The sequence below is a fragment of the Inquilinus limosus DSM 16000 genome (assembly GCF_000423185.1).
GTDB classification, from domain to species: Bacteria; Pseudomonadota; Alphaproteobacteria; order DSM-16000; family Inquilinaceae; genus Inquilinus; species Inquilinus limosus.
This window is the reverse complement of sequence record NZ_AUHM01000031.1, coordinates 1-22610: the sequence shown is the minus strand read 5'-3', so window position 1 is coordinate 22610 and position 22610 is coordinate 1. Positions and strand designations below refer to the sequence as shown.

Below are 22610 nucleotides of genomic sequence, written 5' to 3'. Positions count from 1 at the left end.
GATGCTGGATTCCCGCCCCGTGCTCGGCTTCACCCTGAACGGCCGCCCGGTGCAGGTGCCGGCCGACCCCGCCGGCCGGCTGACTCGCCTGCTGCGCGACGATCTGGGCCTGACCGGCACCAAGGTCGGCTGCGACGCCGGCGATTGCGGCGCCTGCACCGTGCTGCTGGACGACGCCCCGGTCTGCGGCTGCCTGATCGCTTCCGGCCAGGTCGAAGGCCGCCGCGTCACCACCATCGAGGGGCTGCCGGCGCAGTCGCCCGTCGCGGCCCGGCTGCAGTCCGCCTTCCTGCGGCATGGCGCCGCCCAGTGCGGCATCTGCACCCCCGGCATGCTGGTGGCCGCCACCGCCCTCCTGGAAAATAACCCGGAGCCGGGCGAGGCCGAGGTGATGGATGCGATCGGCGGGGTGCTGTGCCGCTGCACCGGCTATCGCAAGATCGTCGCCGCCATCCTCGACGCCCGCACCGATCCCATGGCAGCCGAGGGCCCGGCGGCCGGCCGCGCCGTCGGCGCCCGGATCGACCGGCTGGACGGCCGCCGCAAGGTCGAGGGCCGCGACGTGTTCGGCGCCGACGAGACCCCGTCCGGCGCCCTGTCGCTGCGCGCCATCCGCAGCCCGCACCACCGCGCCCGCTTCGCCTTCGGCGACATCGACGGTTTCGTCGCCGCCCATCCCGGCATCCTCCGCGTGTTCACGGCGAAGGACGTGCCGGGCGAGAACCGCTTCGGCGTGATCGGCCCCTTTGCCGATCAGCCGGCCTTCGCCGAGACCGAGGCCCGGTTCCGCGGCGAGGCGGTGGCGGCGGTGGTCGGCGAGAGCTGGGCGATCGAGTCGCTCGACCTGTCGGAGTTCCCGGTCGCGTGGGAACCGCTGCCGGCCCACACCACGATCGACGCCGCGCTGGCGCCCGGGGCCGACCTGGTCCATGCCGACCGCGCCGGCAACATCCTGGTGCGCGGCCGCGTCGTCCGCGGCGATGCCGAGGCGGCGCTGGACGCGGCCGACGTCGTGGTCGAGGGCGAATTCGAGACCGGCTTCGTCGAGCACGCCTATATCGAGCCCGAGGCCGGCTTCGCCTGCCGGGTCGGCGACCGGATCGAGATCCAGGCCTGCACCCAGGCGCCCTATATGGACCGGGACGACGTCGCCAGGATCCTGGGCATCGCGCCGGAGGCGGTGCGGATCATCCCGACCGCGGTCGGCGGCGGCTTCGGCTCCAAGCTCGACCTGTCGGTCCAGCCCTTCATCGCGGTCGCGGCCTGGCACCTGAACCGGCCGGTGCGGATGGTCTATTCCCGCCCGGAATCGATCATGACCACGACCAAGCGCCATCCCGCGCGGATGCGCGTCCGGGTCGGGGCGACCAGGGACGGCAAGCTGGCCGCGATGGATTTCGCCGCCGACTTCAACACCGGCGCCTATTCCTCCTGGGGCCCGACCGTGGCCAACCGGGTGCCGGTGCACGCCTCCGGCCCCTATTACGTGCCGCATTACCGTGCCCTGACCCGCGCCGTGCACACCCATCTGGTGCCGGCCGGCGCCTTCCGCGGCTTCGGCGTGCCCCAGGCCGGGGTGGCGCAGGAGCAGCTCTATGACGAGCTTGCCGACCGGCTGGGCATCGACCGGCTGGAGTTCCGCATCGCCAACGCCCTGCGCCCCGACCAGCCGACCGTGACCGGCCAGGTGCTGGGCGAGGGCACCGGCATCGGCGCCTGCCTGGAATCGCTGCGGCCGCATTGGCGCCGGGCGCGGGAGGAGACCGCGGCCTTCAATCGGGCGGCGACGGGATCGCTGCGCCGCGGCGCCGGCGTCGCCGGCATGTGGTATGGCTGCGGCAACACCTCGCTGCCCAACCCATCCACCATCCGCGTCGGGCTGAAGCCGGACGGGCGGATCGCGCTGCACCAAGGCGCGGTCGATATCGGTCAGGGCTCCAACACCGTCATCTCCCAGATCTGCGCCGATGCGCTGGGCGCGCCGATCGGGCGCTTCGACCTGGTCTCGGCCGACACCGACCTGACGCCGGACTGCGGCAAGACCTCGGCCTCGCGCCAGACCTTCGTCACCGGCAAGGCGGCCGAGCTGGCGGGCCGCGACCTGCGCCGCGCCCTGCTGCGCCTGGCCAATGCCGGCGAGGGCGCCGCGATCGACTTCGCCGATGGCCGGGTGACGGTGACCGAGGGCGAACATGCCCGCAGCCTGGACCTCGCGGCGCTGCCGCAGGACGAGCGCGGCTATGTCCTGGCCGCGGAGGCGACCTTCGACCCGCCGACCAGCCCGCTGGACGCGGACGGCCAGGGCGTGCCCTATGCCGTCTACGGCTTCGGCGCGCACATGGCGGAGGTCGAGGTCGACATCGAGCTCGGCAGCGTCCGGGTGCTCAAGATCACCGCGGCGCATGATGTCGGCCGGGCGATCAACCCGACGCTGGTCGAAGGCCAGATCGAAGGCGGCGCCGCCCAGGGCCTCGGCCTGGCGCTGATGGAGGAGTTCCATCCCGGCCGCGGCGAGAACCTGCACGACTATCTGATCCCCTCGGCCGGCGACATGCCGCCGGTGGAATCGATCCTGATCGAGGACGCCGCCCCGGTCGGCCCCTTCGGTGCCAAGGGCATCGGCGAGCAGGCGCTGATCCCGACCGCCCCCGCCATCCTGAACGCCATCCACGACGCCATCGGCGTGCGCATTCGCCGGGTGCCGGCGACGCCGGACCGCGTCCGCGCCGCGATCCTGGCGGCCGGACAGAAGGACTGACATGTCCCAGCCCACCGAGAAAACCGAGGACGGCCGCATCCGCTGCGATGCCTGCCCGGTGATGTGCTACATCAAGCCCGGCGCGGCCGGGGCCTGCGACCGCTACGCCAACCATGACGGCACGCTGGTCCGGGTCGACCCGCATGTGGTGCTGGACCGCACCCTGGCCCAGGGCGGCAGCGTGGTGCCGTTCAACCGCGGCGGCGGCGACTGGGACGGCAAGCTGGTGCGGGGGCCGGAGACCTTCGTCACCGCGATCGGCGCCGGCACCACTTATCCGGACTACAAGCCGGCCCCCTTCATCGTCTCGGCCGAGGTCGACGGTGTCGACATGGTCACGGTGGTGACCGAGGGCATCTTCAGCTACTGCGGCGTCAAGGTGAAGATCGACACCGACCGCCATCTGGGGCCCGAGCGCAGCCTGGTGCGGGCCCAGGGCGAGCCGGTCGGCCACGTCACCACCGGCGAGTACGGGTCGCAGATGCTGTCGCTGGGCGGCGTGCACCATCTGACCGGCGGCAGCAAGAAGGAAGGCCGCGTCACCTGCGACACCCTGCTGGAGCTGAGCAACGGCCGCGCGGTCGAGCTGACCATCGATGACGGCGCCACCGTGATCGTCCAGGCCGGAAAGCCGCCGATCGTCAACGGCGCGGTGGAGGAGCGGATGCGGGTCGGCTGCGGCTCTGCCACCATCGGCATGTTCGCCAAGCAATGGCACGGCAAGGTCGACGAGGTGGTGGTGGTCGACGACCACATCACCGGCGTGCTGTCGGAGCACCAGGCCGGCAAGCTGCTGGGCATTCCCGAGACCGGCATCCACATGAAGGGCCGCCGCTCCACCCCCGGCCGCTACTTCCAGGTGGCGCAGCCCGGCACCGGCTGGGGCGGCACCGACATCTCCGACCCGCTGTCGATCCTGGGCCCGTTCAACCCGAAGACGGCGCGGCCCGGCCTGACCATGCTGATGGTCAGCACCACCGGCGAGCACTACGCCTATTACGTGCTGGACGAGGAGCTGCGGCCGGTGCAGCAGGAGCTGCCGGCGGCGCTGCGGCAGTCGATCGCGCGGATCGAGGAGAATTGCGAGCCGGCGCTGTGCACCGTGCTGTTCATGGGCGGGGCTGGCGGCTCGCTGCGCTCCGGCGTCACCGAGAACCCGGTGCGGCTGACCCGCTCGGTGAAGCAGGCGCTGACCTACGTCACCTGCGGCGGCGCCCCGGTCTATGTCTGGCCGGGCGGCGGCATCACCTTCATGGTCGACGTGACCCGGGTGCCGGAGAACGCCTTCGGCTATGTCCCGACCCCGGCCCTGGTGGCGCCGATCGAGTTCACCCTACGCCTGTCCGACTACGAGGCGCTGGAGGGGCATATGGACCATGTCCGCCCCCTCTCCTCCCTCGGCGTCGACGCGGCGCGGCGGCCAGTGGCGCCCTATCGCGACAACCCCTGGCCCTTCGCGCCTGAAGGCGCGAAGCGGTCGCACGGCTGATCGGAGCGCCCCGTGGCTCGTCTTCCGCAGATCGCGTTGTTGCCCGACGGGCGACGCCTGCATCTGCAGGACGGGCCGATCGACCTCATCGTCGAGGCCACCGGGACGGCCGAGGCGGTGCGGGCGGCCTATGCGGCGGCGGCGCGGCGCTTCACCGGCCTGCTGGACGAGCTGTGCGACGAGCTCGCCCTGTTGCGCGCGCCGGCCCGGCCGGACCGCCGCCCGCTGCAGGGCCCGGTCGCCCGCCGCATGCATGACGCGGTGGCGCCCTATGCCGGCGAGACCTTCATCACCCCGATGGCGGCGGTGGCTGGCGCCGTGGCCGAGGCGGTGCTGGCGGCGATGACCGCGGCGGCGCCGCTGGCCCGCGCCTATGTCAACAATGGCGGCGACATCGCCCTGCATCTGGCGCCGGGCCAGAGCTTCACGATCGGCCTGGTCGACCGTCCGGACAGGCCCGGCCTGTTCGGGACCACCGTGCTGGCGGCCGGGGACGGGATCCGCGGCGTCGCCACCAGCGGCTGGCGCGGCCGCAGCTTCTCGCTCGGCATCGCCGATGCGGTGACCATCCTCGCGGCCGGCGCCGCCGACGCCGATGCCGCCGCCACGGTGGTGGCCAACGCCGTCGACCTGCCCGGCCATCCCGCCATCGCCCGCATCCCGGCGCGCGAGCTGCAGCCCGACAGCGACCTGGGCGACCGCCCGGTGACCCGCGACGTCGGCCCGCTGGCCCCGGCCGAGATCGACGCCGCCCTCGCCGCCGGCGCGGCCCGGGCCGAGACCCTGATCGCCCGCGGCCTGATCCGCGCCGCCGCCTTGCATCTGGCCGGCGAGACGCGGACGGTGGGGCTGGACGCACGCATGTCTCCGCAATCAGAGAGCCTGATCCATGCCTGAGGTCGAGATCCGCAAGCGCCTGGTCACCGTCGAGGAGATCTTCCACGAGGGCGGGCCGCCGGCCGCGACGCCGCTGCGGCGCGGCGCCATCATCGCCGTGATCCGCAACCCCTTCGCCGGCCGCTATGTCGAGGAGATCGCGGGCTTCATGGACGACCTGAAGCCGCTGGGCCTGGCCATGGCGCAGCAGCTGATCCGGGCGCTGGGCGGCGACCCGAAGGCGATCGAGGGCTACGGCAAGGGCGCCATCGTCGGCGCCGCCGGCGAGCTGGAGCACGGCGCGCTGTGGCACGTCCCCGGCGGCTACGCCATGCGCGAGGCCTTGGGCGGCGCCAAGGCGATCGTGCCCTCGGCCAAGAAGGTCGGCGGGCCCGGCGCGCGGCTCGACGTGCCGGTCACCCATATCGACGCCTCCTATGTCCGCAGCCATTTCGATGCGATGGAGGTGGGCGTGCCGGACGGCCCGAAGGCGGACGAGATGGCGCTGGTGCTGGTAATGACCACCGGCCCGCGCATCCACGCCCGCGTCGGCGGGCTGAAGGCCAACGAGATCAAGGGCGAGGACGGCCTCCGATGAGCGCGAAGATCAGGAAGATCGTGACGGTGGTCGAGGAGACGGTGACCGAGATGGGCCGGGCGGTGACGCCGCCGACCCGCCGCGCCGCCGCGGTGGCGGTGATCGAGAACCCCTTCGCCGGCCGCTACGCCGAGGACCTGACCGAGCTGATGGAGATCGGCGAGGAGCTGGGCGGCCTGCTGGCCGCGAAGGCGGTGGCGGCGCTGGGCATCGAGGGACCGGCGGCCGAGAGCTACGGCAAGGCCGCGGCGGTGGGCGAGAACGGCGAGCTGGAGCATGCCGCGGCCATCCTGCACCCGAAGCTGGGCACGCCGGTGCGCCGCGTGCTGGGCAAGGGCGCGGCGCTGATCCCGTCCTCGAAGAAGCGCGGCGGCCCCGGCGTGGCGCTGGACATCCCGCTGGGCCACAAGGACGCGGCCTATGTCCGCAGCCATTTCGACGGCATGGAGGTCCGCATCGCCGACGCGCCGCGCGCCGGCGAGATCATGGTCGCGGTGGCGGTGACCGACAGTGGCCGCCCCCTGCCTCGGGTCGGCGGATTGACCAAGGACCAGATCAAGGGGGAGGACGGGTTGCGCTGACGGGTACGCCGCAAAGAACGGCGAGGCCTGCGCCGCCCCCTCACCCGGAATCGCTGACGCGATTCCGACCTCTCCCCGAGGAGAGGTAACCCGCCCCTCTCCTCGGGGAGAGGGAGGGGCCCGACGCCGAAGGCGGCGGGAGGGTGAGGGGGCGGGGCGGCGGTGGTAAGAAACAGGGGATGGCTGAACGGGCCGGGACACGAAGGAGACAGGGATGAAGGCAGGGTTTCACGTCGCGGCGGTCCTGGCGCTGGCCGCCGCCCTCTGCGGGCCGGCTGCGGCCGGGGCGCAGGAGATCAAGATCGGGGAGATCAACAGCTATTCCGGCCTGCCGGCCTTCACCGAGCCCTACCGCAAGGGCTGGCAGCTGGCGATCGAGGAGATCAACGCCGCCGGCGGCGTGAACGGCCAGAAGCTTGTCGTCATCTCCAAGGACGACAACGGCAAGCCGGCCGACGCCGTGACCGCCGCCAACGAGCTGGTCTCGGGCGAGGGCGTGACCATCCTGGCCGGCACCTTCTTCTCCAACATCGGCCTCGCCGTGTCGGACTTCGCCAAACAGAAGAAGGTGTTCTTCATGGCGGCGGAGCCCCTGACCGACGCCGTCACCTGGGCCAACGGCAACCGCTACACCTTCCGGCTGCGCCCGTCGAACTACATGCAGGCGGCGATGCTGGCCGAGGAGGCGGCGAAGCTGCCGGCCAAGCGCTGGGCGACGGTGGCGCCGAACTACGAATACGGCCAGTCGGCCGTGGCGGTGTTCAAGCAGCTGCTGTCGGCCAAGCGGCCGGACATCGAATGGGTCAACGAGCAGTGGCCGCCGCAGGGCAAGATCGACGCCGGCGCGGTGGTGCAGGCGCTCGCGGCGGCGCAGCCCGAGGCGATCCTGAACGTCACCTTCGGCGCCGACCTGGTGAAGTTCGTGCGCGAAGGCAACACCCGCGGCCTGTTCGACGACCGCTCGGTGGTCAGCTTCCTGACCGGCGAGCCGGAATATCTCGACCCGCTGAAGGACGAGACGCCGGAGGGCTGGATCGTCACCGGCTATCCCTGGTACGCGATCAAGACGCCGGAGCACGAGGCCTTCCTGAAGGCCTACCAGGCCAAGTACGACGACTATCCCCGCCTCGGCTCGATCGTCGGCTACACCACCATGAAGTCGATCGCGGCGATCCTGGCCAAGGCCGGGTCGACCGATACCGACAAGCTGATCGCGGCCGCCGAGGGCATCGGCGTCGACAGCCCCTTCGGCCCCATCACCTTCCGCAAGATCGACCACCAGTCGACCCTCGGCGCCTTCGTCGGCAAGACCTCGGTCGAGGACGGCAAGGGCGTGATGGTCGACTTCCAGTACCGCGACGGCGCCAACTACCTGCCGGGCGACGCCGAAGTCGCCAAGCTGCGTCCGGCGGAATAGCCACCTTTTTGTCCCCCCTCCCCTCGCGGGAGGGGGTTAGGGGCGGAGGGGGTTCGAGCCGAAAGAGCCGTTTGGATGGTTCGACCCTAAGAGCAGTTAGAACCGGCATCGCCGGAGTCCCGCATCGGCACCCCCCTCCCCCTACCCCCCTCCCGCAGGGGGAGGGGGGACTAGGAAAAAACGGGAGAGGCTTGGTGGATTTCCTCGTCGCCCAGTTCCTGACCGGACTCGCCAGCGCCGCCTCGCTGTTCCTGGTGGCGTCGGGTCTGTCGATCATCTTCGGCGTGACGCGGATCGTGAACTTCGCGCACGGCGCCTTCTACATGCTGGGCGCGTATCTCGCCTACACCCTGACCGAACGCTTCTCCGGCGCCCTGGGCTTCTGGGGCGGGCTGGTGGCCGCGGCCCTGATCGTGGCGGCGCTCGGCGCCCTTCTGGAAATCGTGCTGCTGCGCCGGATCTACCGGGCGCCGGAGCTGTTCCAGCTGCTCGCCACCTTCGGCGTCACCCTGATGGTCCAGGACCTCGCGGTCCTGATCTGGGGGCCGGAGGATCTGGTCGGCCGCCGCGCGCCGGGGCTACGCGGTGCGGTCGAGATCCTGGGCCAGAGGCTGCCGCTCTACGACCTGTTCCTGATCGTCCTCGGCCCCGTCGTGCTCGGCCTGCTGTGGCTCCTGTTCCGGCGCACCCGCTGGGGCGTGCTGGTGCGGGCGGCGACGCAGGACCGCGACATGGTGGCGGCGCTGGGCGTGAACCAGAAATGGCTGTTCACCAGCGTCTTCGCCCTCGGCGTGTTCCTGGCCGGGCTCGGCGGGGCGCTGCAGATCCCGCGCGACGCGGTCACCCACACCATGGACCTGCGCATCATCGTCGAGGTCTTCGTCGTGGTGGTGATCGGCGGCCTCGGCAGCGTGCCCGGCGCCTTCATCGCCGCGGTGCTGGTGTCCGAGCTGAACGCCTTCGGCATCCTGGTCTTCCCCACCATCTCTCTGGTGCTGGTGTTCCTGGTGATGGCCTGCGTGCTGGTGGTGCGGCCCTGGGGCCTGCTGGGCAAGCCGGAGGCGGCGGCCCGCCCCACCATCGGCATCGCCATCCGGCCCTGGCGCCCGTTCGGCACCGGCGAGCGCGTCGCCCTGCTGGCCGCGCTCGCGGCCGCGGCGCTGCTGCCGACGGTGGCCGGCGGCTATGCCCTGGCGGTGGCGGCCGAGATCGCGATCTTCGCCCTGTTCGCCGCCAGCCTGCAGTTCCTGATGACGACCGGCGGCCTCGCCTCCTTCGGCCATGCCGCCTATTTCGGCCTCGGCACCTATGGCGCGGCCTTCGCGGTGAAGGCGATGGGCCTGCCGATGGAGGCGGCCCTCTTGGCCGGCCCGGTCTTCGGCCTGGTCGGCGCGGCGCTGTTCGGCGCCTTCTGCGTGCGCCTGTCCGGCGTCTATTTCGCCATGCTGACCCTGGCCTTCGCCCAGATCACCTGGTCGGTGGCGACGCAATGGGTCGAGCTGACCGGCGGCGACAACGGCATGCTGGGGATCTGGCCCTCCTCCTGGGCGTCGAGCCCGGCCGGCTTCTACTGGCTGGCGCTGGCCGTGGCCGCCGCCGGCATCGCCCTGCTGCGGGTGCTGACCTTCTCGCCCTTCGGCTATGCCCTGCGCGGGGTGAGGGATTCGACCCAGCGGGCGGAGGCGATCGGCATCGGCCGGGCCGGCGTGCAATGGGCCGCCTTCCTGGTCGCCGGCACCACGGCCGGGCTGGCCGGCGCAATGTTCGCCTTCCTCAAGGGCAGCGTCTTCCCGGACAATCTCGGCATCCCGCTGTCGATCGACGGGCTGGTCATGGTGCTGCTGGGCGGCATCGAGACCGCGTCGGGCGCCGTGGTCGGCGCCATCGTCTACAAGGCGCTGGCGATCTGGCTGGTCAGCCAGACCGACCTGTCGAAGCTGGTGCTGGGCGGCATCATCGTGCTGCTGGTGGTGGCCTTCCCCAAGGGTCTCGTCGGCTTCGTCGAGGAGATCCGCGCGAGACGGCGAAAGCCTGTGACATCAGTCTCGGCCGCGGCATCCCGTATGGAGGCCGCTGAATGAGCGCGCCATTGCTGCAGGTCGAGGGCCTGGCCAAATCCTATGCCGGTGTGCAGGCGGTGCGCGGCGTCGACTTCACGCTCGAGGCCGGCGGCATCCTGGCCCTGATCGGCCCGAACGGCGCCGGCAAGAGCACCTGCTTCAACATGCTGAACGGCCAGATCCGGCCCGATGCCGGCCGCGTCCGGCTGGAGGGACGGGACATTACCGGCCTGCCGCCGCGCCGGGTCTGGCGCCTGGGCGTCGGCCGCACCTTCCAGATCGCCGCCACCTTCGCCTCGATGACGGTGCGCGAGAATGTTCAGGTGGCTCTGCTGTCGCATCACCGCCGGTTCGGCCTGCGCTTCGCCGGCTGCGCCTATCGTGACGAGGCCGACGCGCTGCTCGACCTCGTCGGCCTGGGCGACGCGGCGGAGCGGGCCTGCGGCGAGCTGGCCTATGGCGACGTCAAGCGGCTGGAGCTGTCGATCGCACTGGCCAACGCGCCGAAGCTGCTGCTGATGGACGAGCCCACCGCCGGCATGGCGCCGAAGGAGCGGACGGCGCTGATGCGCCTGACCGCGGAGGTGGCGCGGCAGCGCCGGATCGGCGTGCTGTTCACCGAGCACGACATGGATGTGGTGTTCGAGCACGCCGACCGGATCATGGTGCTGAACCGCGGCGCACTGATCGCCGAGGGCGCGCCCGAGGCGGTGCGCCGCGACCCGCAGGTGCGCGCCGTCTATCTCGGCGACGACCTGGTCTACGACGCCCGGCATCGGGAAAGGGTGCCCGCATGACGCTTTCCGTCTCCAGCCTCAGCGCCCATTACGGCCCGGCCCAGATCCTGTTCGATGTCGGCTTCGAGGTCGGCGCGGGAGAGGTCGTCGCCTTCCTCGGCCGCAACGGCGCCGGCAAATCCACCACCTTCCGCGCGCTGATGGGGCTGGTGCCGCGGCGCGAGGGGCGGATCCTGTTCCGTGGCGCCGAGATCGTCGCCAGGCCGACGCATGAGATCGCCCGCGCTGGCCTCGGCTATGTGCCGGAGGACCGCCGCATCTTCACCGACCTGACGGTGGAGGAGAACCTGGCGGTCGGCCTGCAGCCGCCGCGGCCGGGCGCGCCGACCTGGACGCCGGAGCGGCTCTACGCCCTGTTCCCGAACCTGGCCGAGATGCGCCGCCGCCCCGGCGGGCGGATGAGCGGCGGTGAGCAGCAGATGCTGACCATCGCCCGCACCCTGATGGGCAACCCGTCCCTGGTGCTGCTGGACGAGCCGTCGGAGGGGCTGGCGCCGAAGATCGTCGAGCAGATGGCCGACGCCATCCTGGCGATGAAGCGGGAGGGGCTGAGCGTCCTCCTGTCCGAGCAGAACCTGCATTTCGCCCGGCTGATCTCCGACCGCGCCTACATCATCGAGACCGGCCGCATCCGCTTCGGCGGCACGATGGCGGAGCTGGAGGCGCAGCCGGAGATCCGCGACGCCTATCTCGCGGTGTGATAGGAACCGGCCATGAGCATCACCGTTTCCGCCACGCGCGGGTCCGGGGCCGAGCAGCCCCCTTACATCCTCGACGACCAGATCGGCTTCATCCTGCGCCAGGTCAGCCAGCGCCACGCCGCGATCTTCGCCGCCGGCATCGGCGACGACGACCTGACCGCGACGCAATGGGCGGTGCTGGCCAAGCTGCTGGAGCGCGGCCCCTGCTCGCAGAACCGCCTCGGCCGCCGCACCGCGATGGACGCGGCGACGATCAAGGGCGTGGTCGACCGCCTGGGCAAGCGCGGCCTGATCGAGACCCGCCCCGACCCCGAGGACGGCCGGCGGCTGGAGGTCGCCCTGAGCCTCGCCGGCCAGGCCCTGGCCGAGCGCACCGTGCCGAACGCCCGCCGCATCACCGAGGAGACGCTGGCGCCGCTGAGTGCAGCCGAGCGGACGACGTTGATCACGCTGCTGCGGAAGCTCAGCTGAGTCGCCGCGCTACAGCACGAAGTCGCCGGCGACGAGACCGATGCTGCCGGTGAGCTGGATGTGGAAATCCGAGACCTTGTCGCCGTTGAGATCGCCGGCGATGGTGGTGATGCCGTTGGTGACGGCATAGCGCAGCTGGCCGGCGACGCCGGTGTAGAGGGCGCCGCCGATGAAGCTGAAGGCCTGGTTGCCGGCCGCGGCGGTGCTGGCATCGATGGCGGAGAGGTCGATCCGGTCGCCCTGGGCATGGCTGAAATCGGTGATCCGGTCGGCGCCGGCCCCGACCGGGCTCTGCGCCGCGCTGCCATAGACGAAGCGGTCGGCCCCGGCGCCGCCGGTGAGAACGTCCCTGCCGCCGGCCCCGGCGAGCACGTCGTTGCCGTTCCAGCCCTGCAGCCCATTGGCGAGGGTGTTCCCGACCAGGCTGTCGTTGCCCTGGCTGCCGGAGAGATTCTCGATCCCAGCCAGTGTGTCGCCCTGGGCCTCGCCGCCGGCACCGGTGCCGCCGACGAGGTTGACCGCGACCCCGGTGGCGCCGGTGAAGTAGCTGGCGGTGTCGATACCGTCGCCGCCGTCGAGCCGGTCGGCCCCGGCGCCGCCGTAGAGGATATCGTCGCCCAACCCGCCGGAAAGCGTGTCGTTGCCGCCGAGCCCTGAGAGCCTGTCGTTCCCGCCCGTGCGGGTGCGGAGCGGTTCGCCGTCGAGACGGTTGTCGGCGGCGGAGCCGACCAGCACGTCCGCTTGGTTCGATCCGCCGATATTCTCCACGTCCGGCCCGACGAAATCCCCTTCGGCGTCGCCGCCGATTCCATAGGCCCCGATCGTCACCGCCACGCCGGCGAGGCTGGTCGTGTAGCGGGCGGTGTCGAAGCCGGCGCCGCCCAGCAGGATGTCGGCTCCGCTCCCGCCTTCCAGCCCGTCGTCGCCGTCACCGCCGCGCAGGACGTCGTCGCCCTGCTCGCCGCTCAGACCGTCCGCGCCGGCATCGCCGTAGAGCCTGTCGTCCTCCAGGCCTGCGTACAGAATATCGGCGCCGGCACCACCATAGAGCTTATCGTCGCCGCGATAGCCATAGAGCCTGTCGTTGCCGTCCTCGCCGTAGAGCTCGTCGCCGGAGCCCGAGACGTCGGGGCTTTCGTCGCCCTTGAGGATGTTGTCCGCAGCGGATCCCATCAGCCAGTCGCTGAACAGCGTCCCGGTGAGATTCTCCACATCCGTTCCGATCGTATCGGCCAGCGAGGCTCCGCTGCCGCCGACCTGCATGCCGATCCTGGCACGCGCGCCTCCTTCGAGGAGATCGGCACGGCTGTAGTCGACGGTGTCGTTCCCGTCCCCGCCATAGAGATCATTGTTGCTGCCGCCGCTGAACAGGATGTCGTCACCCGCCTCGCCGTAGAGTTCGTCATAGCCATCGACCGCGATCAGCGTGTCGTTGCCGCCCCGGCCGTACACGGAATCGGCTGCGGCCGTGCCGTAAAGGGTGTTCGGATTGTCGTCGCCGAAGATGTTGCTCACCAGGATCGCCCCCGTGCCCGCCGACGCCCCGCGGCGCCTCTGGCGCGAATCGTAGCTTTCCAAACCGCCCGCCACATCAACCGAACATACGATATGGCCGGTGCCTGCTCGGCATCCGGCTCAGAAGATTTCACATGACAGCGATGGACTCCGTTCGGCCGAAATCTATAAACTTCTTATCGAATAAGATTTCAAATGAAGCGGACTGCAGAGCGATCGGCATAGTCCAACGGATTGGGAGGGAGAGATGACCATCCTGATCGGCACCGACGGCGACGACCGGCTGTTCGGCGGTGACGGCGACGACAGCCTTCATGGCCTCGGCGGCGACGACCTGCTGCGCGGCCGGGGCGGCGACGACCGGCTCGAGGGCGGCGACGGCGACGACAATCTCTACGGCGGTGCCGGCGCCGACACGCTGAGCGGCGGGGCGGGCATCGACACCCTCAACTACGGCGACAGCGATGCCGGCGTCTCGGTCGACCTGACCGCCGGCTCCGCCCATGGCGGAGACGCCGAGGGCGATGTGCTGCTGGACAGCTTCGAGATCGTCCGCGGCAGCCTGTTCGACGACGCCGTCACGGGCGATGCCGGCGACAATGCGCTGCGCGGCCTGGCCGGAGACGACGTCCTGTTCGGCCTGGCGGGCCGTGACGTGCTCAACGGCGGCGAAAGCGACGATCTGCTCGACGGCGGCGCCGGGGCCGACCATCTGATCGGCGGCTCCGGCATCGACACGGTCAGCTATGCCGACAGCCCGGTCGGCCCGACGATCAACCTGACCACCGGGGTCAGCACCGGCGGCGATGCCGAGGGCGACGTGCTGAGCGGCATCGAGATCATCGAGGGCAGCCGGCTGCGCGGGATCAACGTGACCGGCGACGACGGCGTCAACATCCTGCGCGGCCTGGGCGCGATCAACAGCTTCCACGGCATGGGCGGCGACGATATCGCGACAGGCGCCGACTATTTCGACGCCTTCTACGGCGGCGACGGCAGCGACCTCCTCATCGGCGCGGGATACAACGACCAGCTGATGGGCGAGGCCGGCGACGACACGATCATCGGCGGCACCGGCAACGACAACCTCTATGGCGACGATCTCTACGACGCGACCGGGGCCGACCGCTTCGTCTACACCTCGCTGGCCGACACCGACGTCACCACCTATCCCGATTTCCGGGAGATGATCCACGACTTCTCCCGCGCCGAGGGCGACATCGTCGATCTCGGCGCCATCGATGCCGACGGCGATGCCGCCAACGGCGACACCGCCTTCACCATCGTCGCCGGCACCACCTACACCGGCGCCGGCGCCGAGCTGCTGATCACGCCGATCGGGACCGGACGCAGCTTCCTGGTCCGGGCGGACGTGGACGGCGACCGCCATACGGACTTCCTGGTCCAGATCGTCGTCGACGCCTCGCTGACCGCCGCCGATTTCGTGCTGTAGGTCGTCCTTGCCTTTTCATCACCAGGGAACCCGATCGCCGGCGGGGTACCGCGGCTGCGCCGGCGGCGCACCACGATGTCGGTCACGGTCATGCCGATGCAGGCCTCGCTTGGCGCCCGGCTTCCATCGTATTCATCTATGCTTACGTTGAAGATACAGATTCGTGAGCGACGCATATGACTCGGGACCTGAACCGCCGCGACAAGGAGCGCGCGGAGAAGGAGGCGTTCGACCGGCTGAAGGCCGAGCTACACCACGCCTTCGCGGCGCCCGCGTCTTCCTACAAGCCGCTGACCGGGGCCGAGATCATCGTCCGGAACCAGACCTGACCGGATGGCCGCCGCCCGTATCCGGGAGGCGGCCTCCCACCGTCTCGACAAGATCTGCCGGGAAATATTGACCCGTCATGGCGAGCCCCGAAGGAGCGCGGCCATCCAGCGACACCGTCCTCTGGATCGCCACGCCGGCTTCGCCGGCTCGCCATGACGGAAAGGGCCGGAAAGCCGATCTCGAAAGCGCCGCCCTACCCCCTCACCACCACCGGGACCCGGGTCGCCGGTGGGGTGTTGCGGCTGCGCTGGCTGCGCACCACGCCGTCGATCACGGTCATGCCGACGCCTGGCAGGTCGCCCAGCCGCACGCTTTCCAGCAGCGAGGTGCCGGCGGAGTGCTGGGCGGTGTCGAGAAAGACGAAATCGGCCGACCAGCCGGGCTCGATGATGCCGGCGTCGAGCTTGCGCATCCGCGCGGTGTTGCCGGTGGCGAAGCAGAAGGCGGTCTCGGCCGGCACCTCGCCGAGCGAGGACAGCATCGCGATCATCCGCAGGATGCCGAGCGGCTGCACGCCGGAGCCGGCCGGAGCGTCGGTGCCGAGGATCACGCGCTCGAGCTGCCCCATCTCCCGGGCCGTGCGCAGGGTGAACAGCGCCGCCCGCTCATTGCCGTTGTGCACCAGCTCCAGCCCGCGCCTGCAGCCCTCGCAGATGCAGCGGATCTGCCCGTCCGGCAGGGCGGTGTGGCCGCCATTGATGTGGCCGACGACATCGGCGTCGGTCTCCAGCACCACATCCTTGTCGATCAGGCCGGAGCCGGGGATCGACGGGCCGCCAGTGTGGATCGTGCTCTGGATCCCGTATTTGCGGGCCCATTGCACCATGCGGTGGGCGGTCGGCCCGTCCTTGACCCCGCCGAGGCCAATCTCGCCCAGCAGGGTGACGCCGGCATCGGCCAGATCCTTGAAGTCCTGCTCCTCCATCTCCTTCTCGATCACCGGCGCGCCGGCATGGATCTTCACGCCGGAGGGGCGGAAGGCGGAGAAGCTGCGCTGCGCCGTGACCGCCAAGGCCTTCAGCCCGACCACATCGCGCGGCCGGCCGGGCAGATGCACCTCGCCGGCCGAGATCATGGTGGTGACGCCGCCATGCAGGCTGCTGTCGATCCAGCCGATCTGGTTCTGCCGCGGCGTCCAGTCGCCGATCACCGGATGGACATGGCTGTCGATCAGCCCGGGCGCCAGCGTCGTGCCGTTGGCATCGATCAGGGTGGTGGCGCCTTCGGTGTCGACATCCTTCTCTCGCCCGACCGCAGCGATGCGGCCGTCGACCGCGACCACCGTGTCGGCCTCGAGGATCGGCGCCTCCAGCTTGCCGCTCAGCAGCAGGCCGATGTTGCGGATCACCAGCTTGGCCGGCCCGGCCGGCTTCTGCGGCTCGTCATGCGCCATGACCATTTCCTCGTCGCTCTGCCCTGCGGGGCGCCTCGCCTGTCGCGAACGGTTGACAGCGCAATCCGTTCGCATTTATTGTTAGTATACAAACAAATTATGCCGCAGCAAGGCCGCCTTGCAAAATTCGCCGGAAGAATCTACACGCATCGGCTGGACGCTGGCGAAGCTATTTCCCACATTTTGCGCGTAGTCGTGAGCGAAGGGTGACGAGGCATGAGCAACTTCAATGAGGAGCGCGTTCTCAGCGTCCATCACTGGACCGACACGCTCTTCAGCTTCAAGACGACCCGCAACCCGACGTTCCGGTTCAAGAACGGCCAGTTCACGATGATCGGGATCGAGGTCGAGGGCAAGCCGCTCCTGCGCGCCTACAGCGTCGTCAGCCCGAACTACGAGGACGGGCTCGAGTTCTTCTCGATCAAGGTGCAGAACGGCCCGCTGACCTCGCGCCTGCAGCACCTGAAGGAAGGCGACCCGGTCATTGTCGGCCGCAAGGCGACGGGGACGCTGGTGCTGGACAACCTCAAGCCCGGCCGCAACCTGTACCTGCTGGGCACCGGCACCGGCCTGGCGCCGTTCCTGAGCCTGATCCGCGACCCCGAGACCTATGAGCGCTTCGAGAAGGTGGTGCTGCTGCATGGCTGCCGCCAGGTCGCCGAGCTGGCCTATGGCGAGCTGATCACGCAGGAGCTCCCGCAGGACGAGTTCCTGGGCGAGGAGATCCGCGGCAAGCTGATCTACTACCCGACGGTGACGCGCGAGCCGTTCCGCAACCGCGGCCGGATCACCGACCTGATCGTCTCGAACAAGCTGTTCGAGGATATCGGCCTGCCGCCGCTGGCGGTCGAGCACGACCGCGTGATGCTGTGCGGCAGCCCGCAGATGCTGGCCGATCTCAAGGTGATCCTGGAGGAGCGCGGCTTCGTCGAGGGCAATCACGGCGAGCCGGGCGACTACGTCATAGAGAAGGCCTTCGTCGAGAAGTAAGCGCCGGCGGCGACGCCGCCGCAGAGAGACATCAGGGCCGCCGGAGCGATCCGGCGGCCTTTTTTGTTTCCAGTCCGCAGGTTGGGTTCGCGTTCCGCGAACCCAACACCTAAGCTCTTTGCTGAATTCCAGCACGCGAAACGCCATTCATGCTGAAATCATGCATGATTGCCTCTCTTCTCCCCTCGTTTCGCACGGAACGACCATGCGCCAGCTGGTAACATCATCCTCGGAAAGCCAGCCAGGGAGAGCAGCATGGGCCCCTATCCGCACGACGCCCCGCCGGCCGAGATCAGCGACGACAACCCGATGGGGACGGACGGGTTCGAGTTCGTCGAATACGCCTCGCCGGAGCCGGAGAAGCTGGGCGCGCTGTTCGAGACCATGGGCTTCATCCCGGTGGCGCGGCACAAGTCGAAGCGGGTGACGCTGTACCGCCAAGGCGACATCAACTTTGTCGTCAATGCCGAGCCGGACAGCTTCGCCAGCGACTTCGCCCGCAGGCACGGCCCCTGCGCCTGCGCCATGGCCTTCCGGGTCGCCGACGCCGACCACGCCTTCAGGCGCGCCGTATCGCTGGGCGCCAAGCCGGTCGAGACCTGGGTCAATGCCGGCGAGCTGCGCATCCCGGCGATCGAGGGCATCGGCGGCTCGCTGCTCTACCTCGTCGACCGCTACGGCCCGAAGGGATCGATCTACGACGTCGATTTCGACTGGATCGGCGAGGCCGAGCCGCATCCGGAGGGCGCCGGCCTCTACTATGTCGACCACCTGACCCATAACGTGCATCGCGGCCAGATGGATGTCTGGGTCGACTTCTACAGCCGGCTCTTCAACTTCCGCCAGATCCGCTACTTCGACATCAGCGGCAAGCTGACCGGGCTCTATTCCCGGGCCCTGACCAGCCCGGACGGCAAGATCCGCATCCCGATCAACGAGAGCGCCGACGAGAAGAGCCAGATCGAGGAATATCTGCGCGAATACAACGGCGAGGGCATCCAGCACGTGGCGCTGGGCTGCCGCGACATCTACGCCTCGGTCAGCCGTCTGGCCGAGAACGGCTTGGCCTTCATGCCGGCCCCGCCCGACACCTATTACGAGAGGATCGACAGCCGCCTGCCGAAGCATGGCGAGCCGGTCGAGAGGCTCCGCGAGCTCGGTCTCCTGATCGACGGCGAGGGCGTGGTCGAGGGCGGCTACACCAAGGTGCTGCTGCAGATCTTCTCGCAGACCGTGATCGGCCCGATCTTCTTCGAGTTCATCCAGCGCAAGGGCGACGACGGCTTCGGCGAGGGCAATTTCCGCGCCCTGTTCGAGAGCATCGAGGAAGACCAGATCCGGCGCGGCGTGCTGTCCGCCGACAGCAGCCACGCGGCGTGAGCGGAGGGTTCGGGGGCGCGGCGGAGCCGTCCTGGCGCCGGCATCCGCACGCCCCGGCGTCGGGAACGGCCCTCGCCCGCCTGGATGAGATCGAGGATCCGGGCGTGCGACAGCTCGCCTTCGGCGCCGGCCGCCGCGTCTTCTCCATGCTGCTGGTCCGTCGCGGCGGTGCGGTGCGCGCCTTCCTCGACGCCTGCCCGCACGCCTTCCTGCCGCTGACCTGGCGCGGCGGCAGCGTGCTGAGCGCGGACGGGCAACGCATCGTCTGCTCCAACCACTTCGCCGAGTTCGACGCCGACAGTGGCAGCCCGATCTCCGGCCCGGCCGATTGCGGCCTCGATCCGATTCCGGTGCGGGTGGAGGCCGACGGCACGGTCGTGATGGGGTGAGCTGGGTGGCGCGTTGAGGACAACACCGCCTCGGGCTACCCTTCCTCGCGACGCCCGCGGACAAGCGGGGCGGTGCAGGAGGACGCATCGAGGGAGAAGACGACATGGCCGAGGATGCCTGGATCGACGCCTGCGCGACCGACGACATCGACCGGGAGGAGGTGATCCGCTTCGACCATGGCGGACGCAGCTTCGCCATCTACCGCACCGAGGACGACCGCTATTTCGCGACCGACGCGCTGTGCACGCATGAATATGCCCTCCTCACCGACGGGCTGGTGATGGGCACGACCATCGAATGCCCGCTGCACGGCGGCAGCTTCGACTTCACCACCGGCGAGGCCAAGGAGCCCCCGGTCTGCGTCGACCTGCAGACCTATCCGGTCAAGGTGGAGGGCGGCCGGGTCTATCTCCGGCCGGAATGAAACGCGGGATGGACCGGCGGCGCATCTCGCCACGTCCAGGCGCCTTGGCTAGACTGCTCTTGCCACTGCTGAGGGTATCGGCATGCCGACGGACTCCGACGAGGCGAAGGAGGCGCGAGCGGTCTTCGCCGCCCGTCGACGGGCTCATGATGCGGTCAAAACCGCTTTGGACGCGGATCGCCTCCGCGAGGATGTCGACCCGCGGTACCTGGCCGAACTCGAGCGGACTGTCGCCCAGCTTTATGCCGATATGATGAAAGAACAGATTTTCGATCTTTCCGAGCCCATCAGCCGCATCATCCACGCCAGCCGGCAGCAGGTCGCGAACGACACTATCGATCCCACCGGTTGACCGCGACCATCACTCCGGGTCACCCAGTTGCGATCCGAGCGAGGAGGCGAGCGTGCTGACGGGCAAGACCATCATCGTCACCGGCGCCGCCTCCGGCATCGGCGCCGAGACCGCGCGGCTGGTGAAGGCCTGGGGCGGCCGGGTGATCGCGGTCGACCGGCGCGAACCGGCGGAGGCGGCCGACGCCTTCTTCGCCGCCGACCTGTCCGACCGCGCCGCGATCGACGCCCTGGTCGCGGCGCTGCCCGCCGGCGCCCATGGCCTGGCCAATATCGCCGGCCTGCCGCCGACCCGGCCGGAGGCGGAGGTGCTGCGCGTCAACCTGGTCGGGCTGAAGCACCTGACCGTGCGGCTGGTGCCGAAGCTGGCCGACGGCGCCTCGATCGTGAACCTCGCCTCGATCGCCGGGCTCGACTGGCCCGAGGCGCTGCCCGCGGTCCGGGCCAGCGAGGATCTCGACTTCGACGGCGTCGAGGCGTTCTGCCAGCGCCACGGCATCAGGGGCGCCCGCAGCTACTTCTTCTCCAAGGAAGCGCTGATCGCCTGGACCTACCACAACCGCTGGACCTGGCGCGACCGCGGCATCCGCATGAACGCAGTCAGCCCCGGGCCGGTCGATACCCCGATCCTGCAGGATTTCATCGCCACGCTCGGCGCCCGGGCCGAGCAGGACATGGCGGTGATGGACCGGCCCGGCCGGCCCGAGGACATCGCCCCGGTGGTCGGCTTCCTGCTGTCCGACGCCTCCGGCTGGATCCGCGGCGCCAATTTGCCCGTCGACGGCGGCCTTCACGCCCATGTGATGGACCGCCGCCACGGGCTGTAGCCGGGTTCAGGAGCGCTGCACCGCCAGCGCGATCGCCTGCGCCGCCTCCTGCAGCGCCGGCAGGAAGCGCTCGCGCATCTCCTCCGCCCCGACCCGCCCGGCCGGGGCGCTCATATTGATCGCCAGGTTGCCGGCCGAGATGCCGCCGGGCACCGCCACCGCGATCGAGCGCAGCCCGGTCTCCAGTTCCTCCGACACCAGGGCGTAGCCGCGGCCGCGCACCTCGGCCAGCCGGGCGGTCAAGGCGGCACGGGTGGTCAGCGTGTGCTCGGTGAACCGCTCCAGCACCGCCGACTCGAAATAGCGCTCGAGCTCACGCGGATGCAGCGTCGCCAGGAGGGCCTGGCCCATCGAGGTGGCGTGCGCCGGCAGCCGCGTGCCGACGCCGAGGCCGACCGTCATGATCCGGTGCGCCGCCGGCGAGCGGGCGACATAGGTGATCATGGTCCCGTCCAGCATGGCGGCGGAGGCCGATTCGCCCAGGCCGCGGGTCAGCGCCAGCAGCGCGTCGCGCACCCGCTCGATCTCGCCCATCCCGGACAGGAAGCTGTGGCCGAGCGTCAGGATCGCCGGCGTCAGCTCGAAATGCTTACCGTCGCTGCGGGCGTAGCCGGCCTCGCACAGGGTCAGGAGGAAGCGCCGCGCCGCGGCGCGGGTCATCCCGGTGCGCGACGCCGCCTCGGTGATGGTCTGCCGCCGGTGGCCCGCGCCGAAGCTGCGGATGATGTCGAGCCCCTTGCGGAACGAGACGACCTGCTCGTCGCGCAGGATGTCCTCCCATTCTGTTCGCTGAGCGAACAAGATTTTCGCTATGCGCACGAATTCTTGACCGCATCCGGGGCCGGGCACAAGAGATCAGGGCAGAGAAGACGATCGGGAGGCGTCCGGGATGACGACCAGCGTCACCGTCCGAACGGATCGGCAGCGCCGCCATGCGCAACCGGCCGGGACGGGCCCGAACCTGACGAGATCGAGGACATCCGCATGGACGTAACCGCCCCCGACAGCCGGCCGGCGGCGCCGGCGCAGAACGCGGCCGTCGCCGCGCTCAGCACCCGCAGCCGGATCGCGGCGATCGTCGGCAGCTCCTCCGGCAATCTGGTGGAGTGGTACGATTTCTACACCTACGCCTTCACATCGCTGTATTTCGCCAGCGCCTTCTTTCCGAAGGGCGACCCGACCAGCCAGCTGCTGAACACCGCCGGCATCTTCGCCGCCGGCTTCCTGATGCGGCCGATCGGCAGCTGGCTGTTCGGCCGGATCGCCGACCGGCACGGGCGCCGCAGCTCGATGATGCTGTCGGTGCTGATGATGTGCGCCGGGTCGCTGGCGATCGCGCTGCTGCCGACCTACGAGTCGATCGGCGCCTCGGCGGGCGTCCTGCTGCTGCTGGCCCGGCTGGTGCAGGGCCTGTCGGTCGGCGGCGAATACGGCACCAGCGCCACCTATATGAGCGAGGTGGCCGCGCGCCGGCACCGCGGCTTCTTCGGGTCCAGGCCGTGTGAAAACGCTGTGATCTGATACGCTGCTCGGGGCGGCTCAAACGGGGGCAGGCGTGAAGCGTTTCGTCGAGGGGCAGGACCGTCGTCAGACCACGCTGCTGCCGGACTGCTTGGACGACTATGTCGGCGAGGACAATCCGGTCCGCGCCGTCGAGGCCTTCGTCGAGGAGTTGGATCTGGCGGGTCTGGGCTTTGCCGGCGTGGTGCCGGAGGCGACCGGCCAGCCGTCGTACCATCCGGCGACGCTGCTCAAGATCTACCTCTACGGCTATCTGAACCGGATCGCGTCGAGCCGGCGGCTGGAGCG

23 protein-coding genes are annotated in these 22610 nt (G+C 70.1%); 20 read left to right on the top strand and 3 right to left on the bottom strand.

The genetic code is table 11. The features are described 5' to 3' along the window. Position 1 precedes the first annotated feature (1 nt). From G537_RS0122985 to G537_RS0122940, 10 genes are all read left to right on the top strand, one after another. Complete coding sequence (locus G537_RS0122985) at positions 2-2758, top strand: molybdopterin-dependent oxidoreductase (protein WP_026872119.1); 2757 nt, start codon at positions 2-4, stop codon at positions 2756-2758. A 1-nt stretch (position 2759) separates the two neighbouring features. Further along, positions 2760-4247: a 6-hydroxynicotinate reductase gene (locus G537_RS0122980; RefSeq protein ID WP_026872118.1), complete on the top strand. Its 1488-nt coding sequence runs from the start codon at positions 2760-2762 to the stop codon at positions 4245-4247. Between the two features lie 12 nt (positions 4248-4259). Continuing rightward, complete coding sequence (locus G537_RS0122975; RefSeq protein ID WP_026872117.1) at positions 4260-5144, top strand: thiamine biosynthesis protein ApbE; 885 nt, start codon at positions 4260-4262, stop codon at positions 5142-5144. Then, the gene (locus G537_RS0122970) at positions 5137-5721 is read left to right on the top strand and encodes an amino acid synthesis family protein (protein WP_026872116.1); all 585 of its coding nucleotides are present in this window, start codon (positions 5137-5139) and stop codon (positions 5719-5721) included. Before G537_RS0122975 ends, G537_RS0122970 begins: the two co-directional genes overlap by 8 nt. Next, complete coding sequence (locus G537_RS0122965; protein WP_026872115.1) at positions 5718-6302, top strand: amino acid synthesis family protein; 585 nt, start codon at positions 5718-5720, stop codon at positions 6300-6302. Before G537_RS0122970 ends, G537_RS0122965 begins: the two co-directional genes overlap by 4 nt. A gap of 214 nt (positions 6303-6516) precedes the next feature. After that, positions 6517-7719, top strand: coding sequence for an ABC transporter substrate-binding protein (locus G537_RS0122960; RefSeq protein WP_026872114.1), 1203 nt, complete (start codon positions 6517-6519; stop codon positions 7717-7719). Positions 7720-7913: 194 nt separating this feature from the next. Further along, positions 7914-9800 (top strand): ABC transporter permease, encoded by a 1887-nt coding sequence (locus G537_RS0122955; protein ID WP_026872113.1) that lies wholly within the window; start codon positions 7914-7916, stop codon positions 9798-9800. Then, a complete protein-coding gene (locus G537_RS0122950; protein WP_026872112.1) occupies positions 9797-10576 on the top strand; it encodes an ABC transporter ATP-binding protein in 780 nt (259 codons plus the stop codon). Before G537_RS0122955 ends, G537_RS0122950 begins: the two co-directional genes overlap by 4 nt. Then, the gene (locus tag G537_RS0122945; RefSeq protein WP_026872111.1) at positions 10573-11277 is read left to right on the top strand and encodes an ABC transporter ATP-binding protein; all 705 of its coding nucleotides are present in this window, start codon (positions 10573-10575) and stop codon (positions 11275-11277) included. The genes G537_RS0122950 and G537_RS0122945 overlap by 4 nt, the downstream gene beginning before the upstream one ends. Before the next feature lie 12 nt (positions 11278-11289). Then, entirely contained in the window at positions 11290-11748 is a 459-nt protein-coding gene (locus tag G537_RS0122940) for a MarR family winged helix-turn-helix transcriptional regulator (protein WP_026872110.1), read from the top strand. A 9-nt stretch (positions 11749-11757) separates the two neighbouring features. Here G537_RS0122940 and G537_RS39405 read toward each other — a convergent pair whose 3' ends face one another. Continuing rightward, positions 11758-13263, bottom strand: coding sequence for a calcium-binding protein (locus G537_RS39405; protein ID WP_162146140.1), 1506 nt, complete (start codon positions 13261-13263; stop codon positions 11758-11760). Between the two features lie 247 nt (positions 13264-13510). On the opposite strand from G537_RS39405, the gene G537_RS39400 reads away from it, so the two are divergent. Together G537_RS39400 and G537_RS39395 are read left to right on the top strand one after the other, a co-directional pair. Then, complete coding sequence (locus G537_RS39400; RefSeq protein WP_051248938.1) at positions 13511-14716, top strand: calcium-binding protein; 1206 nt, start codon at positions 13511-13513, stop codon at positions 14714-14716. Positions 14717-14892: 176 nt separating this feature from the next. Further along, positions 14893-15045 carry a hypothetical protein gene (locus G537_RS39395; RefSeq protein WP_211230475.1) on the top strand — a complete coding sequence of 51 codons (153 nt, stop codon included), beginning with the start codon at positions 14893-14895 and terminating at the stop codon, positions 15043-15045. A 194-nt stretch (positions 15046-15239) separates the two neighbouring features. Here the strand turns inward: G537_RS39395 and G537_RS0122920 are convergent, their stop codons facing one another. Beyond that, positions 15240-16439, bottom strand: a complete 1200-nt coding sequence (locus G537_RS0122920) for an amidohydrolase family protein (RefSeq protein WP_026872109.1) — start codon at positions 16437-16439, stop codon at positions 15240-15242. Between the two features lie 216 nt (positions 16440-16655). On the opposite strand from G537_RS0122920, the gene G537_RS0122915 reads away from it, so the two are divergent. The 6 genes from G537_RS0122915 (at position 16656) to G537_RS0122890 (ending at position 20801) form a co-directional block, all read left to right on the top strand. Then, complete coding sequence (locus G537_RS0122915; protein ID WP_026872108.1) at positions 16656-17429, top strand: ferredoxin--NADP reductase; 774 nt, start codon at positions 16656-16658, stop codon at positions 17427-17429. 255 nt (positions 17430-17684) lie between these two features. Then, entirely contained in the window at positions 17685-18809 is a 1125-nt protein-coding gene (gene hppD / locus G537_RS0122910; protein ID WP_026872107.1) for a 4-hydroxyphenylpyruvate dioxygenase, read from the top strand. A 104-nt stretch (positions 18810-18913) separates the two neighbouring features. After that, a complete protein-coding gene (locus G537_RS0122905; protein ID WP_155888729.1) occupies positions 18914-19198 on the top strand; it encodes a Rieske (2Fe-2S) protein in 285 nt (94 codons plus the stop codon). Positions 19199-19302: 104 nt separating this feature from the next. Then, complete coding sequence (locus G537_RS0122900) at positions 19303-19623, top strand: MocE family 2Fe-2S type ferredoxin (protein ID WP_026872105.1); 321 nt, start codon at positions 19303-19305, stop codon at positions 19621-19623. An 82-nt stretch (positions 19624-19705) separates the two neighbouring features. Then, positions 19706-19975 (top strand): hypothetical protein, encoded by a 270-nt coding sequence (locus tag G537_RS0122895; protein WP_026872104.1) that lies wholly within the window; start codon positions 19706-19708, stop codon positions 19973-19975. 52 nt (positions 19976-20027) lie between these two features. Beyond that, positions 20028-20801: a coniferyl-alcohol dehydrogenase gene (locus tag G537_RS0122890; protein ID WP_026872103.1), complete on the top strand. Its 774-nt coding sequence runs from the start codon at positions 20028-20030 to the stop codon at positions 20799-20801. A gap of 6 nt (positions 20802-20807) precedes the next feature. Here the strand turns inward: G537_RS0122890 and G537_RS0122885 are convergent, their stop codons facing one another. Next, complete coding sequence (locus tag G537_RS0122885; protein ID WP_245579085.1) at positions 20808-21602, bottom strand: IclR family transcriptional regulator domain-containing protein; 795 nt, start codon at positions 21600-21602, stop codon at positions 20808-20810. A gap of 183 nt (positions 21603-21785) precedes the next feature. Between G537_RS0122885 and G537_RS0122880 the strand changes: the two genes are divergently transcribed. Continuing rightward, positions 21786-22322, top strand: a complete 537-nt coding sequence (locus G537_RS0122880; protein ID WP_026872101.1) for an MFS transporter — start codon at positions 21786-21788, stop codon at positions 22320-22322. 34 nt (positions 22323-22356) lie between these two features. Next, the coding region (locus tag G537_RS0122875; protein WP_034852713.1) for a transposase at positions 22357-22610 on the top strand (254 nt) is incomplete at its 3' end.

Bases quoted from the DNA above. Each gene is read 5' to 3' on its own strand.
- G537_RS0122985 (WP_026872119.1), top strand. From the start codon at position 2: ATGCTGGATTCCCGCCCCGTGCTCGGCTTCACCCTGAACGGCCGCCCG.
- G537_RS0122980 (WP_026872118.1), top strand. From the start codon at position 2,760: ATGTCCCAGCCCACCGAGAAAACCGAGGACGGCCGCATCCGCTGCGAT.
- G537_RS0122970 (WP_026872116.1), top strand. From the start codon at position 5,137: ATGCCTGAGGTCGAGATCCGCAAGCGCCTGGTCACCGTCGAGGAGATC.
- G537_RS0122965 (WP_026872115.1), top strand. From the start codon at position 5,718: ATGAGCGCGAAGATCAGGAAGATCGTGACGGTGGTCGAGGAGACGGTG.
- G537_RS0122960 (WP_026872114.1), top strand. From the start codon at position 6,517: ATGAAGGCAGGGTTTCACGTCGCGGCGGTCCTGGCGCTGGCCGCCGCC.
- G537_RS0122950 (WP_026872112.1), top strand. From the start codon at position 9,797: ATGAGCGCGCCATTGCTGCAGGTCGAGGGCCTGGCCAAATCCTATGCC.
- G537_RS0122945 (WP_026872111.1), top strand. From the start codon at position 10,573: ATGACGCTTTCCGTCTCCAGCCTCAGCGCCCATTACGGCCCGGCCCAG.
- G537_RS0122940 (WP_026872110.1), top strand. From the start codon at position 11,290: ATGAGCATCACCGTTTCCGCCACGCGCGGGTCCGGGGCCGAGCAGCCC.
- G537_RS39400 (WP_051248938.1), top strand. From the start codon at position 13,511: ATGACCATCCTGATCGGCACCGACGGCGACGACCGGCTGTTCGGCGGT.
- G537_RS39395 (WP_211230475.1), top strand. From the start codon at position 14,893: ATGACTCGGGACCTGAACCGCCGCGACAAGGAGCGCGCGGAGAAGGAG.
- G537_RS0122920 (WP_026872109.1), bottom strand. From the start codon at position 16,439: ATGGCGCATGACGAGCCGCAGAAGCCGGCCGGGCCGGCCAAGCTGGTG.
- G537_RS0122915 (WP_026872108.1), top strand. From the start codon at position 16,656: ATGAGCAACTTCAATGAGGAGCGCGTTCTCAGCGTCCATCACTGGACC.
- hppD (WP_026872107.1), top strand. From the start codon at position 17,685: ATGGGCCCCTATCCGCACGACGCCCCGCCGGCCGAGATCAGCGACGAC.
- G537_RS0122900 (WP_026872105.1), top strand. From the start codon at position 19,303: ATGGCCGAGGATGCCTGGATCGACGCCTGCGCGACCGACGACATCGAC.
- G537_RS0122895 (WP_026872104.1), top strand. From the start codon at position 19,706: ATGCCGACGGACTCCGACGAGGCGAAGGAGGCGCGAGCGGTCTTCGCC.
- G537_RS0122880 (WP_026872101.1), top strand. From the start codon at position 21,786: ATGGACGTAACCGCCCCCGACAGCCGGCCGGCGGCGCCGGCGCAGAAC.